Raw genomic sequence first — 13,819 nt, 5'->3', positions numbered from 1 at the left:
GCCGATGCATTAAGTATCGGCTTTGTTACTTTTTAGGAGGGAATTTTATGACAAAAGGAGAACTAAAGGATTTAGTAGAAAAAGAGGGAGTAAAGTTTGTAAGATTACAAGTTACAGACATCAACGGCATGTTAAAAAATGTAGAGATACCAGTGGCAAGATTGGAAGAATCTTTGTCAGAAGGAACTATGTTTGATGGATCTTCTATCGAGGGTTTTGCAAGGATTGACGAATCAGATATGCTTTTAAAACCAGATATGGATACGTTTACAGTTCTTCCATGGACAGTTGAAAAGGGTAAAGTTGCAAGATTTATTTGTGATATCCTAACTCCTGAAGGAAATCATTTTGAAGGAGATCCAAGATATGTTTTGAAAAAAGTTATTAATCAATTGAATGAGTATGGATACGAAGGATATTGTGGACCTGAACCAGAATTTTTCTTGCTTCCAAGAGATGAAAAATCTAATCCTGTTTTAGAATTAGTAGATGATGGAGGTTATTTTGATTTACTACCTATCGATTTGGGTGAAGAAACAAGAAAGTATATCGTTGAAGCTTTTGGAGACATGAGAATTAATGTTGAAGCTTCTCATCATGAGGTTGCTCCTTCTCAGCACGAGATTGATTTTGAATATGACAAACTTTTGAGGACAGCGGATAACATCCAGACCTTTAAATTGGTTGTTAAAACGGTAGCTCTTTTGAGAGGGCTTCATGCCACATTCATGCCAAAACCTTTCGCAAATATTAACGGTTCTGGAATGCATACACACCTTTCTTTGTTTAACAATGGGGAGAATATTTTTTACGACAAGAATGCTGAAAGAGAGTTAAGCGATGAATTGAAATATTTTATTGGTGGAATTATTAAACATATAAAAGCAATTACAGCTATAGCAAATCCAACTATTAATTCTTATAAAAGACTTGTTCCGGGGTTTGAGGCTCCAACGAATATAGCCTGGAGTGTTTCTAATAGATCAGCTTTGATTAGAGTTCCTTCGACAAGGGGAAAAGGTACAAGAGCTGAATTAAGAAGTCCAGACCCAACTGCAAATCCTTATTTGCTCTTGGCTGTAGTGTTTGCATCTGGACTTGAAGGTATAAAGAATAAAATCGTACCCGAAGAACCTGTTATAGAAAACATCTACAAATTAAACGAGAAAGAAAAAGTTCACAGAGGAATAGATAATCTTCCTGATTCATTAGAAAAATCGATATTAGCGTTAAAAGAAGACAAATTTATTCAACAAGTTTTAGGGAAACACATAATTAGAAGTTTCATAGCAATAAAAGAACAAGAAATTCTTGAATACAAAACTCAAGTCACAGATTGGGAGATCAAAAAGTATTTAAAATATTTTTGATTAAGAAATTGCTTCCTAAATTTTTAGTGATTGTAAAAAAAATTAATAAATCAAATGATAGAATATAGTAAACAGAATAAATGGGAGGCAGGAATATGAATATCAAAAAAGCAATAATTTCTACTTATAATAAAGAAGGTCTTGAAGAATTTGCAAGATTTTTGTATGAAAATCACGTTGAAATTATTTCAACTGATGGAACTGCTGAGTTTCTTGAAAGCAAAGGAATCAAAGTTACCAAAATCCAAGATTATACAGATACACCAGAGATTTTAAATGGAAGGGTGAAAAGTATTCATCCAAAACTTTTTGGTGGTGTTTTGGCAAAGGTTGGAAATAAAGATCATGATGCTGATTTAAAGAATTTGAATATTTCAAGGATAGACCTTGTTGTTGTAAATCTTTATCCTTTTGACAAGGTAGCCGAAAAAACTACTAAAGAAGAACAACTCTTAGAATATATAGATATTGGTGGGTTTGCTCTTTTGAGAGCTGCTGCCAAAAATTATAGGGATGTTGTGCCCATTGTTGACCCTGCTGATTATAAAAGCGTTATAGACAGCATCGAAGACTGTGGAGATGTTCCTTTGCACAACAGAAGAAAACTCGCACTGAAATCTTTTTATTCAACATCCAGATATGATTCAACAATACATAAGATTTTTTCAGAACTTTTTGCTTCAGAGAAGTATGAACATGAGTTTTATGAAATTGTAGGGATGTTGAGATATGGTTCGAACCCCTTGCAAGATGCAACGTTACTTAAAATTGCCGAAAAGGAAAGTATGTTTGATTATCTCGAGAATTTAACAAAACACAAGAGCCCTACACTGAGAATTTTAAAAGATATTAAATTACTTTTCAACGTTGTATCAAAAACTGAGAAAGACTTTTTGGGTTTTGCAAAAAAAGGAGTTTTTGTTTTTGGTTATAACGACCCGTCTGAACAAGATTTTGAAAACTTTTTTAATCAAGCAAGTAAGATGAGAGGTGGAGTTATATTCACAAACAATGTTGAACTCATCAAAAAGCTTAAAGAGTTTAAAATTGACTGTATTTTGACAACTCAAGAGCTGGATAAAGAAAAGCTGTTGAGTTATAAATCAATGGTTTTCAAGATGGATAAAAAGATCATAAAAAAAGATTATGAATATTTAATAGATGAAGACCTTGTGATTAAACAAGAATATCGAGACTTGAATATCGATGCGGAGTACAACGAAAAGATAGCTTTTGAAATAGCCAAGCAACACAAATCAGATACTGTAGTTTATGTTAATAAAAATAGGATATTTTCAGGTGTTCAAAACGCTTTAAACAGAAAAATAGCCTTAAATATTTTAAAAATTATTTCAGATGAATACGACGGTGAATTAAAAGGTGGGACGCTTGTTTTTGATTCTCCAATTAACAGTGAATTTATTTTGAATAAAATATCAGAATGGGAAATTAAAAGTGTTATTGTTCCTCCGGCTTTACCTAAAGATGAACAATATCTTGAAATATTAAAGGAAAGGGAAATTAATGTTCTTGTTACTCCCAATAGATATCATAAGTATTGATTTTTTGATTATCTATGGTATAATACTATTCGGGACTTACAAGTGGCTGGGTCCCGCGCAACGAAAACTCGTGAATCTGGTCAGGCCCGGAAGGGAGCAGCCATAAGCGTTGTTTTTCGTGTGCCGCGGGGTGCTCAGCCACCTTTTTATATTTTTTTGATATAATGTCATTGAATAGATTTATAGGAGGGGTGAAATTGAAAAAATTGGTAATGATTCTAACTGTTATTATTATGTCTATAGGAGTTTTTGCCGAAGTATTCGCTGTATTGGATATTCCGCAGAGTATAGGTGCAGGATACAAAGATTCGAACAATTATTTAAAGATATCAAACAAAGACTTTTCTTTTTCTTACAGACAAACTTTTTTTGAAAACATTCAACCTTTTGTAAGCTTTAATTTTGCTATGGAAAATCCAGTACAAAACAATGATATAAATGTTGGACTCGATTTGATCTATGATAATTTCGATTTTGGAATAGGACTTTTTAACTCCTTCACTGAAACAGCTACTACCACTGATTATGCAGGCTATTTAGGAACTAACGTTTTTTTCAACGGGAAACTTTCTAACCTGATATTTGGGGCAAATTTATCTTATAGAATGATGAATGTAGTTAACACCGATGGCTTAAATTACTATTTTCAAGTTTTTCCTGAAGACTTAGCTCAATTGCAAGCTTTTAATGGGTATGTTGGCTATGAATTTTTTAATACAGAGGAATGGGATGTAAGATTTTATATAAACTTTCTTGGAAACTATTCTGTTATACCAGGAGGATTTATTTTTTATAAATTTGATCAAGATTATACTTTTACTTTAGAATTGACTTATATAGGTTTTTAAGAAATAAGGAGGAATATCTTTGAGTAAAAACAGAAAAGATAAAAAACAAAAGAGAGAAGATGTTCAAATTTTAGGACCTGAAGACTTAGCACATTTAGATGTTGACGAAGTTTTAGATTTAGTGGATAAAAAAGCTTTGAAAAAAAACAAAGAAAAAAAGAAAACACAAAAACCAGATAAATTTGAACACTATTATACAAAAAATCCAACATCAGAACTGACAACAAAAATATTGAACTTAAAATTAAAAAATGATCATGAATATACTTTTGAAGCTCCTTCAGGTGTTTATGGTAAAAAGAGAGTTGATAGAGCAACTATAGCTCTTATTGAGAATATGGAAATGGACGGTAGAAGGATTTTGGATATAGGTTGTGGCTATGGAGTAATAGGAATAACCATAAAAAAAGAGTTCCCCACTACCGAAGTATTTATGAGTGATATTAATAAAAGAGCTGTTGATTATGCCGGGAAGAATGCAAAAGATAATAATGCAGATATAGAAATTAGACACGGCTATTTGTTTGAACCATGGGAAGAAGAAAAATTCGATATGATTGTTTCCAACCCTCCTATTGTTGCAGGGAAAGAAGTATGGATGAAATTGGTAGAACAATCTAAAGACCATTTAAACGAAAATGGAACTTTACAATTAGTGGCCTTTCACAATAAAGGTGGAAAAAGAATTATGGAATATATGAAAGAAATATTTGGTAACTCAAAAGTTATTGCAAAAGATGGTGGAGTAAGGCTATATAAATCAGTAAAGGAAGATTAATATGTTTTTTGGATGTAAAAATATGGGCTTTTCATATGGAGAAAACAAAATTCTCAAGGATATTAATATAGAATTTGAAAAAGGTGAATTTACAGGTCTTGTTGGAGACAACGGGAGTGGTAAGTCAACTTTGATGAAAATCATGAGCGGTATTTTTACCGAATATGATGGTGAAGTTGTATTCAAAGAAGAAAGTTTAAATGAAGACACTAAAATTAAAGTTGGTTATATTTTCCAAAATCCAGAGAATCAAATAGTTGGAGTTACAGTCGAAGAAGACGTTGCTTTTGGACTTGAGAATATTGGCACTGAAAGAGAAGAAATGCTTAGAAGGATAAAATGGGCTTTGGAAGTTGTAGGGCTTAAAGGCCTTGAAAAGTCTGATCCTAATTCTCTTTCTGGTGGTCAAAAACAGAGACTTGCAATTGCTTCAATAGTTGCAATGGATCCAGAAGTTATTCTCATGGATGAGCCAACTACTATGTTGGACCCTGTGGGAAGAAGAGAAGTTTACAAGGTTATAAAAAGATTGGTGAACCTTGGTAAAACTATTATTATTGCTTCTCATCATTCTGCTGATTTAGAAGAAGTTTCAAGAATAGTTGCTTTAAAAGACGGTAAAGTTCACTTCGATGGAAAAAGAGATGAATTTTACAAAAATCATGATTTTAATATAGAATATCCCATAGAATTTGAAATAAAGAAAAAGATAAATAAAAACTACGATGAGTTGGTGAAGTACCTTGGGGATTAAAGTAGATAATGTTTCATTTACTTATGCAAAAAACACTCCTTTTCAAAAACAAGCTTTGAAAAATATTGAATTAGAAATCCAAAATGGAGAGTTATGGTTATTCATTGGTCATACAGGTTCTGGGAAAAGTACACTTATAAATACTTTTAATGGTTTGATATTTCCAGAAGAGGGAGATATTTACATAGACGATGTGTCTATTAAAGACAAAAAGAAAGATATTAGAGAAATCAGAAAAAAGATAGGTATCATTTTTCAATATCCTGAGACACAATTTTTCTTACCTACGGTTAACGAGGAGTTTGAATATGCTCCTAAGAATTTTAACGTTGAATATAATTTAGAAAAAACGAAAGAGTATATGGATATACTGTCTTTACCACACAACTATTTGGAAAGAAGTCCTTTTAATCTTTCTGGCGGAGAGATGAGAAAAGTGGCCATAATATCAGTCCTTTCTTACGATCCTGATTTTATAATCTTTGATGAGCCAACAGTTGGCCTTGATTATAAAACAAGAAAATCTGTTTTTAAAATGGTTAAAGAGTTAAAAAATAGAGGTAAAACTTTGATTTTGGCTACTCACTGGATTAATGAATTTGTTGAATTAAAGCCGAAAGTGTTAATGCTAAAAGGAGGAGACATTGCTTTTAAAGGTGAGTTTGATGATTTTATATCATTAAACATCGAAGAATTAGAAAATGCGGGAATTATTTTGGATAAAAAGTTGGAATTGTACAGAAAAGCATTGTTGAAAAATGAGATAGACCTTGCAAATAAGATAGCTTCAATATAAGATAGGATAAGTCCTATCTTTTTTTATGTATGTAAAAAAACAATATAAGTTAAGAATTTTTGAGGTAATTATCTATTATCCTTAAAAATAAGGGATTTTAGCGTTTTGAATTTTGTATAAAATCTAGTATTTTTGTTTTGACTGAAAAAATTTTCATAGTGAAGGTGAAAATATGGAAACAAAGATTCCAGCAAGAAAGGTAAAAAGAAGAAATATAAAACTTGAATCAGAACCTTTTGTTTTTCTAATAATTTTAGCAGGCGTTTTTGTCCCTCTTTCTTTATATATGGGACCGGCAAATCTTTTTAAAACCCTTATGGCAACAGCACATGACCTATTGCTTAATACAGTGTTTTTTATAATGGCTGTTGCTGTGTTAACAGGTGCTTTAGGGGCACTTCTGTCTGAGTTTGGTGTTGTTAATCTTATAAATAGATTGCTGAAATATTTAATGAAACCTTTATATCATCTACCAGGGGCTGCTTCTATTGGAATTTTAACTACTTTTTTATCAGATAATCCAGCTATTTTAACTCTTACAAAAGATAGGGAGTTTATAAAGTTTTTTAAAAAATGGCAAATTCCATTACTGTGTAATTTGGGGACTTCATTTGGTATGGGGCTTATAGTATCCACATATATGATTGCCCAGTCAGGTGAAATGGGAGAAAATCTTGTGAAACCAGTTTTTATTGGGTTGCTTGGTGCTGTAGTCGGTAGTATTATAAGTGTTAGAATGTTTTCTATTTTTACCAAAAGAGAGTATGGGGATGTAGAAAATGAAAGCGAAGAAACTGTAACCTGGAGAAAAGTTCGCGAGGGTACTGCGGGATCAAGAGTTTTAGACGCTCTTTTAGAAGGTGGAAAAGGCGGAGTTCAACTTGGCTTAGATATTATTCCTGGAGTTCTTATCATTTCTACTTTTGTAATGATAATAACTTATGGGCCAAAAGATATTGCTACTGGTTATCAGGGGCTAGCCTATGAAGGCGTACCTTTTTTACCTTGGTTAGCTAGTAAAATATCTCCAGTATTGGAATTTCTTTTTGGGTTTGAATCTCCTAAATTAATTGCTTTTCCTTTGACTTCCTTGGGGTCAACTGGTGCAGCTTTAGCGTTGATACCATCTTTTATTAAGGAAGGAATTTTAACAGGTAACGAAGTTGCTGTTTTTACCTCAATTGGGTTGACTTGGAGTGGATACTTATCTACTCATGTTGCTATGATGGATGCACTTGCATCGAGAAAATTAGCCAGTAAAGCTATTTTATCTCATACAATAGCTGGTTTGTTAGCAGCAATGTTTTCTCATTTTGTTTATACAATTTTTTGATTATCTATGTTGACAAGTTATTCTTGTGATTGTCGTTTAATCGTTTTATAATTGAATCATTTTTTAAATGGTTATATAATTGAATTGATAAGAGGAGGTGTACTAAAATGAGAAAATATTTTATTATATTATTGATTTTGTTATTATCTTTATTTGGATTTTCAGAAGATATAAGGAAAACACTTGTCGTTTATACAACAGGTAACGCAAATGATGCTACAGTTTTGAGAGAAAGTATTGCCTCAAGATTGAATTCTCAAGGTAAATACAGAGTTGTTACTTCTAACGACTTTTTATATAGGGATGTAATTGAAAAAATAAGAGGCAACAACACAAAAGCTCTAAAAGGTATAGATGCAGATGCCTTAATATTCGTTGAAATTTATGATACTTTTGAAGAGAAAAAATATAATAAGGATATAGAACAGTATTATTGGGAGTATAATATATGGGTAAATTATAAACTCATAGACATAAATACTGCAGAAGTAGAAGAAAATCAAAGATTTATGGGAAGAGGAACTTCTTATATAGATGGATTTAAATCAAGTTTTTCTGCTAACAGAGAAGCAAGAGATTACGCGATTTCAAGTGTTTCTTCTAATATAGTTACAAAATTGAACGCATTGTTTAAAATAAAGGCCAATATTATATCTGATATAATAGATGATTTTGTGAAGATTGATCGAGGAAGAAACGCAGGAATTTATGAAGGTATGGTTTTTCAATTTGCAAGTAGTGTTAATATGGGCAATGAAAGAAGGACTATTTTAGATGGTAAGTTGTATGTAAAAGAGGTTAGAGAAGAAACAGCTATTTTGAGAATTGCTGAATATCCAACAAGGTTCAGAGTTTCTAACGCTAGCTATGTTTTAGAAAATCCATATATGAACCCGTTTAGAGGCAGAGTCAATATTTACTACACAAATTTCAACTCAAGTGAAAGTGGCTTAGGTTTTAAATTTGGTATGGATAACTATGAAGGATTTTACTTTGCTTTTGATTTTAACTTTGATATTGCAAGTGACCAGTTAGATACTTTTACAGGCATTGAATTGGGATATATGATTTATGCCAACAATATGAGTGTTACTCCAAATATTGATTTAGGAGTGAAAACATCATTCAAATCAAATTATCCAACTCAAATATTCAATTCTTTTTATCTTTCACCAGGTGCAATGATGGAGTACAAATTGACTAAGAATATTGGTTTCTTTGCAGAAACAACTTACATATTTGATTTTCCTATAAAAAATGAAACAAATGTAACTCCTCTTTCGCCTGAAAATGGTTTGAAGATAAATATTGGCACAGAATTTATGTTTTAATTAATTATAAAAATGGCCGAGAATAGATTTATTTCTATTCTCGGTTTTTGTTATAATAGTTATATAAAATTATACTGACTGGGAGTTGAAATTATGATAAAAGCTGTTATATTCGATTTGTTTGGAACTCTTGTTGATGCAGATAATCTTTTTAAGCCAATAACATATGAATTGTCAATAGAAACAAATATAGATTTTGATGAAATTGAAGGAACAATGTATAATTTATATGAAAAGGTGTTCGATGGGCACCACGAAAAAGAGTTTAAACCAGAGAGATATTATTATAGGATTTTGTTTAACAAATTAAAAGTTTTGTATGGATTAACAGAAAATTCAGATTATTATGTTGATCTGATGTACGAAACCTTTGGAAGATTGAAAAAATATGATGATGCAGATATAATTGAAAAATTAAGGGATCAAAAATATAAAATAGGCATTATAACCAATGCAGATATTTATTTTGTTAAAAAAGTTTTGCAAAAAAATGATATATACTATGATGATTTGATCATTTCAGAAGATTCAAAAGTGTACAAACCTCATAAAAAAATTTTTGAAAGCTCTTTGGACAATTTAGAGGTTAATAAAGATGAAGCTATCTTTATAGGAGATAACGTTGAAGCAGATTATTATGGGGCTAAAAATTTTGGGATGAAAGCTTTGTTAATAGATAGAAGTGACAAATACAAATTAGAAAATGTTGAAAAGATAACCAATTTAAAGCAAATAGAAGATCATTTGAGGTGATTTTATGTATCAATTAAAATCTGAATACGAGCCACAAGGTGATCAGCCTAAAGCTATAGAAGACTTGGTAAAAGGTATTGATAATAACGATAGATTTCAAACTTTGTTGGGTGTTACTGGTTCTGGTAAAACTTATACAATGGCTAATATCATAGCTAAAACAGGCAGACCAGCTCTTATCATGTCGCCTAATAAAATTCTGGCTGTACAGCTTTACTATGAATTTAAGGAATTTTTCCCCGATAATAGAGTAGAATTTTTTATATCTTATTATGATTATTATCAACCCGAGGCGTATGTACCAACCAGAGACATATACATAGAAAAAAATGCGGACATAAACGATGTTTTGGTAAAAATGAGATTGTCAACCTTAAAATCTATTTTAACCAGAAGAGACGTTATTGTTGTTTCTTCCGTTTCTGCTATTTACGCTTCTGGGAATCCAAGAGATTTTCAAAGAATAAACTTGTATTTGAGAGCTGGGAAAAGGTATCCAAGAAGACAAATACTTGAAAAACTTGGTAAAATGCTTTATACCAGGAAAGAAGACGATTTTTCAGGAGGTACGTTTAGATGGAAGGGAGAAGTGCTTGAAATATACCCTCCATATGAAGACTTTGGTATAAGAGTTTTGTTTTTTGATGATGAAGTAGAGTCAATAGAATCATTTGATTTGTATAACAGGACGCCAATTGAAGAGTTTGATAAAATAACGATTTATCCAGCAAAAGAATTTGTGACTTCTGAAGAGAAAATACAAAATGCCATGTCTAATATTGAAGAAGATTTACAGAGACAGATAGAATTTTTCAAATCACGGGGTAAATTATTGGAAGCACAAAGAATAGAACAAAGAACAAGACAAGATATGGAATTTCTTGAAACTATGGGGTATTGTAAAGGTATAGAAAATTATTCCAGATATTTTGATGATAGAAAACCTGGAGATTCCCCCTGGTCTCTTTTGGACTATTTTGAAGATGATTTCATAACATTTATAGACGAATCGCATATAGCTGTCCCACAAATAGGCGGTATGTTCAAGGGAGATTATGCCAGAAAGAAGAATTTGGTTGATTTTGGGTTTAGGCTTCCGTCCGCTTTAGATAATAGGCCATTGAGATTTGATGAATTTCTTGAAAAAATAAAGCAAACTATTTTTGTATCGGCTACCCCAGGTAATTTTGAAATGGAGGTATCTGATCAAGTAGTTGAACAAATAATTAGACCAACAGGTCTTATAGATCCCGAAGTTGTCGTTAGAAAAACTGAGGGTCAAATAGATGAATTTGTTTCTGAACTTAATACGGTTGTGAAAAGGGGGGAAAGGGCTCTTGCTGTTGTATTAACAAAGAAAGATGCAGAGATGCTATCTGATCATTTAAATTTGATGGGTATAAAATCTCAATACCTACACTCTGAATTGGATACAATAGAAAGGTCAGAAGTTGTTAAAAAACTTAGAAATGGTGAAATAGATGTTGTAGTAGGTATTAACCTCCTTAGAGAAGGGTTAGACATACCAGAGGTATCTTTAATCGCCATAATGGATGCCGATAGAGAGGGCTTTTTAAGGTCAGAAACTACATTGATCCAAACAATTGGTAGAGCTGCAAGAAATGTAAATGGAAAAGTAATTTTATTTGCTGATAGAGTCACAGAAGCTATGAAAAAATCTATCGAGGAAACTAATAGAAGAAGAGAAATACAAATGCAATTCAACAAAGATAATAACATAACACCAAAAACAATAATAAAAAAATTACCAGACGATGTTTTTGCACCATTTAAATCTGAGATGGATGAAGAAGATTATGTTTTTGCCGTTGGTGAAGGAATGAAACCAGAAGATTATTATTATTTCTTAGAGGAAGAAATGTACAAGGCTGCTTCAGAATTGAGGTATGAAGATGCTGCTAATTATAGAGATGAGATGCAGAAAATAAAAAACCAACACAATTTGAAAGTATAAAAAAAATCAGGAGCGTAGCTCCTGATTTTTTAAGATTTTCTTAGTTTTCTCTTTTTCAAGAATTTATCAGTATCAAAGAAAAATCTGTAAATTCCAAACATGAAAAGAAATAGCAAAAATAAAGTGATCCACAACATTTCAATTCCACCTTCTGCTAAACCAAAAACACCAGTTCCTCTAATGATGGACATAGCCATTCCAAGAAACCATTGCCTTGATATAACTGCAACTATTGCAATTGCAAATAAAACAATAGGTAAGTCTACCCATAAAGTAAACAAAAAGGTTGCGGCTAAACCAACTATCCACAGGATGATGTTGTAAAGCTGCATTTTGGACATTTTTTGTCCTTTAGAACTATTTGACAAAGGATACACCCCCATGCAAAATGATATCAATTTGTCTCTATTATACATTAAATATTATAGTTTTACAAATATATAAATTACAAATTAATAGTAACTACTGGCAATTAATTGTTATCTTCTTCATTAATCTTGAGTAGTGCAAGAAAAGCATCTTGAGGGATGTTAACACTACCAATTTCACGCATTCTTTTTTTGCCCTCTTTTTGTTTTTCAATTAATTTCATCTTTCTCGTTATGTCCCCACCATAACATTTAGAAAGAACATCTTTTCTAAAAGCCTTTATAGTGGACCTTGCAATAATTTTTCCATCCGAGTACGCTTGAATAGGCAGTTCAAATTGATGTTTTGGAATTAAATCTTTAAGTTTATCTACAATTTTTCTTGATGTTTCATACACTTTAGATTCATGATCTATAAAAGATAAAGCATCAATGGGTTCTTTATTAACAAGTATTTGGACTTTTTTAAGATCAGATTTCTTGTATTCGGTAAATTCATAATCCATAGATGCATATCCCCTTGACATAGCTTTCATTTTATCAAAAAAATCAAATATTAATTCAGCAATTGGTATTTCAAAATGAAGAACAATTCTATCTTTACCAGCATTAGAAACAGATAAAAATTCCCCCCTCTTTTCTACTTGAGCTAATTGAACTAAATTCCCCATATATTCAGGAGGAGTTATTATGTCAAGCTTAGAAAATGGTTCAAAAACTTCTTCTATTTGCTCTTGTTCTGGAAATTCAGCTGGGTTATTAATTTCAACCATTTCCCCATTTTTCATTTTTGCTTTATAAACTACACTGGGTGCAGTAAGTATCACAGCGATTTCAAACTCTCTCTGAAGCCTTTCTTTTATAACATCCATGTGTAAAAGGCCTAAAAAACCACATCTAAATCCAAATCCCATAGCAGGTGAATTCTCAGGTACAAAATCAAGAGAAGCGTCATTTAGTTTTAATTTTTCGAGTGCTTTCCTCAATTCCTCATAATATTTAGGTAATCCCGGGTAAAGTCCTGCGTAAACCATAGGCTTTGATTCCTTGTAGCCAGGCAATTTTTCTTCAATAGGGTTATTGGCTAAAGTTATAGTATCTCCTACTTTTGCTTCCTCTATATCTTTAATTCCAGCAATAATATATCCAACTTCACCAGCAGATAAATCTTTTGATTCAATCATTTCAGGGTGAAATTCTCCCACTTCTGATACTTCGTATGTCTCGTTAGTATTCATAAGTTTTATTTTGTCACCTTTTTTTACAGTACCAGAAAAAACTCTCGCATAAATAATTACACCTTTGTACTTATCGTATTTGGCGTCGAATATTAGAGCTTTTAGTTTTTTGTCTTTCTGATCCTTGGACGCTGGAGAAGGCACTTTTTTAACAATTTGTTCTAAAAGTTCTCTTACACCATCACCTGTTTTAGCAGAAATTTTGTTTATATCTTCTGTGTCTATCCCAACTAAATCATTTATTTCAAGAATAGTTTCATCTGGGTTGGCGCTTGGTAAGTCGATTTTGTTTATAGCTCCAATTATTTCCAGTTCGTTTTCTAAAGCCAAATAAGTATTGGTTACAGTTTGTGCTTCTACACCTTGAGAAGCATCAACTAATAAAACAGCTCCCTCACATGCAGCCAAAGATCTAGACACTTCGTAAGTGAAATCCACATGACCGGGAGTGTCTATTATGTTTATTTCATATCTATTTCCATCTTCAGAATCGAAGAAGATTTTAACAGGTTGAGATTTTATGGTGATCCCTCTTTCTCTTTCTAAATCCATCATGTCAAGATATTGTTCTTGCATTTTTCTGTCTTCAACTGAATGAGTCATCTCAAGTATTCTATCTACTAAAGTTGTTTTTCCATGATCTATATGAGCTATAATAGATATATTTCTAATCAGTTCTGGCTCGTACAAAGTAAGCACCTCCACTAAAAAAC

12 protein-coding genes and 1 other RNA gene are annotated in these 13,819 nt (G+C 31.8%); 11 read left to right on the top strand and 2 right to left on the bottom strand.

Annotated elements, in window-relative coordinates:
* Positions 1 to 47 precede the first annotated feature (47 nt).
* The 11 genes from glnA to uvrB all read left to right on the top strand — a co-directional run bounded on the left by glnA (position 48) and on the right by uvrB (position 11,500).
* On the top strand, positions 48 to 1,370 hold the full coding sequence (gene glnA, locus BLS00_RS05420) for a type I glutamate--ammonia ligase (RefSeq protein WP_091403460.1): 1,323 nt from the start codon (positions 48 to 50) through the stop codon (positions 1,368 to 1,370).
* A 95-nt stretch (positions 1,371 to 1,465) separates the two neighbouring features.
* Positions 1,466 to 2,932, top strand: coding sequence for a hypothetical protein (locus BLS00_RS05415; protein WP_091403458.1), 1,467 nt, complete (start codon positions 1,466 to 1,468; stop codon positions 2,930 to 2,932).
* A 44-nt stretch (positions 2,933 to 2,976) separates the two neighbouring features.
* Positions 2,977 to 3,075, top strand: an RNA gene (ffs, locus tag BLS00_RS05410) — signal recognition particle sRNA small type.
* A 54-nt stretch (positions 3,076 to 3,129) separates the two neighbouring features.
* The gene (locus BLS00_RS05405) at positions 3,130 to 3,780 is read left to right on the top strand and encodes a hypothetical protein (RefSeq protein WP_091403457.1); all 651 of its coding nucleotides are present in this window, start codon (positions 3,130 to 3,132) and stop codon (positions 3,778 to 3,780) included.
* Positions 3,781 to 3,916: 136 nt separating this feature from the next.
* Positions 3,917 to 4,558: a class I SAM-dependent methyltransferase gene (locus BLS00_RS05400; RefSeq protein WP_091403780.1), complete on the top strand. Its 642-nt coding sequence runs from the start codon at positions 3,917 to 3,919 to the stop codon at positions 4,556 to 4,558.
* A 1-nt stretch (position 4,559) separates the two neighbouring features.
* Positions 4,560 to 5,312 (top strand): energy-coupling factor ABC transporter ATP-binding protein, encoded by a 753-nt coding sequence (locus BLS00_RS05395; protein ID WP_091403456.1) that lies wholly within the window; start codon positions 4,560 to 4,562, stop codon positions 5,310 to 5,312.
* On the top strand, positions 5,302 to 6,108 hold the full coding sequence (locus BLS00_RS05390; protein ID WP_091403454.1) for an ATP-binding cassette domain-containing protein: 807 nt from the start codon (positions 5,302 to 5,304) through the stop codon (positions 6,106 to 6,108). Before BLS00_RS05395 ends, BLS00_RS05390 begins: the two co-directional genes overlap by 11 nt.
* A gap of 172 nt (positions 6,109 to 6,280) precedes the next feature.
* Positions 6,281 to 7,441 (top strand): CD0519/CD1768 family membrane protein, encoded by a 1,161-nt coding sequence (locus BLS00_RS05385; RefSeq protein WP_091403453.1) that lies wholly within the window; start codon positions 6,281 to 6,283, stop codon positions 7,439 to 7,441.
* A gap of 107 nt (positions 7,442 to 7,548) precedes the next feature.
* Positions 7,549 to 8,772 (top strand): hypothetical protein, encoded by a 1,224-nt coding sequence (locus BLS00_RS05380; protein WP_091403451.1) that lies wholly within the window; start codon positions 7,549 to 7,551, stop codon positions 8,770 to 8,772.
* Between the two features lie 93 nt (positions 8,773 to 8,865).
* Complete coding sequence (locus BLS00_RS05375; protein ID WP_091403450.1) at positions 8,866 to 9,525, top strand: HAD family hydrolase; 660 nt, start codon at positions 8,866 to 8,868, stop codon at positions 9,523 to 9,525.
* 4 nt (positions 9,526 to 9,529) lie between these two features.
* A complete protein-coding gene (gene uvrB / locus BLS00_RS05370; RefSeq protein ID WP_091403448.1) occupies positions 9,530 to 11,500 on the top strand; it encodes an excinuclease ABC subunit UvrB in 1,971 nt (656 codons plus the stop codon).
* Positions 11,501 to 11,529: 29 nt separating this feature from the next.
* On the opposite strand, the gene BLS00_RS05365 is transcribed toward uvrB, so the two are convergent.
* Both BLS00_RS05365 and lepA read right to left on the bottom strand, forming a co-directional pair.
* Positions 11,530 to 11,868, bottom strand: a complete 339-nt coding sequence (locus BLS00_RS05365) for a hypothetical protein (protein ID WP_091403447.1) — start codon at positions 11,866 to 11,868, stop codon at positions 11,530 to 11,532.
* A gap of 104 nt (positions 11,869 to 11,972) precedes the next feature.
* Positions 11,973 to 13,796, bottom strand: coding sequence for a translation elongation factor 4 (lepA, locus tag BLS00_RS05360; RefSeq protein ID WP_091403445.1), 1,824 nt, complete (start codon positions 13,794 to 13,796; stop codon positions 11,973 to 11,975).
* Positions 13,797 to 13,819 lie beyond the last annotated feature (23 nt).

Origin of the sequence: Geotoga petraea, from assembly GCF_900102615.1 — a bacterium.
Taxonomy (GTDB): Bacteria; Thermotogota; Thermotogae; order Petrotogales; family Petrotogaceae; genus Geotoga; species Geotoga petraea.
This window is presented reverse-complemented; position numbering and strand designations above follow the sequence as displayed.

Excerpts from the sequence above, each read along its gene's own strand:
- glnA (WP_091403460.1), top strand. The coding sequence starts at position 48 with ATGACAAAAGGAGAACTAAAGGATTTAGTAGAAAAAGAGGGAGTAAAG.
- BLS00_RS05415 (WP_091403458.1), top strand. The coding sequence starts at position 1,466 with ATGAATATCAAAAAAGCAATAATTTCTACTTATAATAAAGAAGGTCTT.
- BLS00_RS05395 (WP_091403456.1), top strand. The coding sequence starts at position 4,560 with ATGTTTTTTGGATGTAAAAATATGGGCTTTTCATATGGAGAAAACAAA.
- BLS00_RS05385 (WP_091403453.1), top strand. The coding sequence starts at position 6,281 with ATGGAAACAAAGATTCCAGCAAGAAAGGTAAAAAGAAGAAATATAAAA.
- BLS00_RS05380 (WP_091403451.1), top strand. The coding sequence starts at position 7,549 with ATGAGAAAATATTTTATTATATTATTGATTTTGTTATTATCTTTATTT.
- BLS00_RS05375 (WP_091403450.1), top strand. The coding sequence starts at position 8,866 with ATGATAAAAGCTGTTATATTCGATTTGTTTGGAACTCTTGTTGATGCA.
- uvrB (WP_091403448.1), top strand. The coding sequence starts at position 9,530 with ATGTATCAATTAAAATCTGAATACGAGCCACAAGGTGATCAGCCTAAA.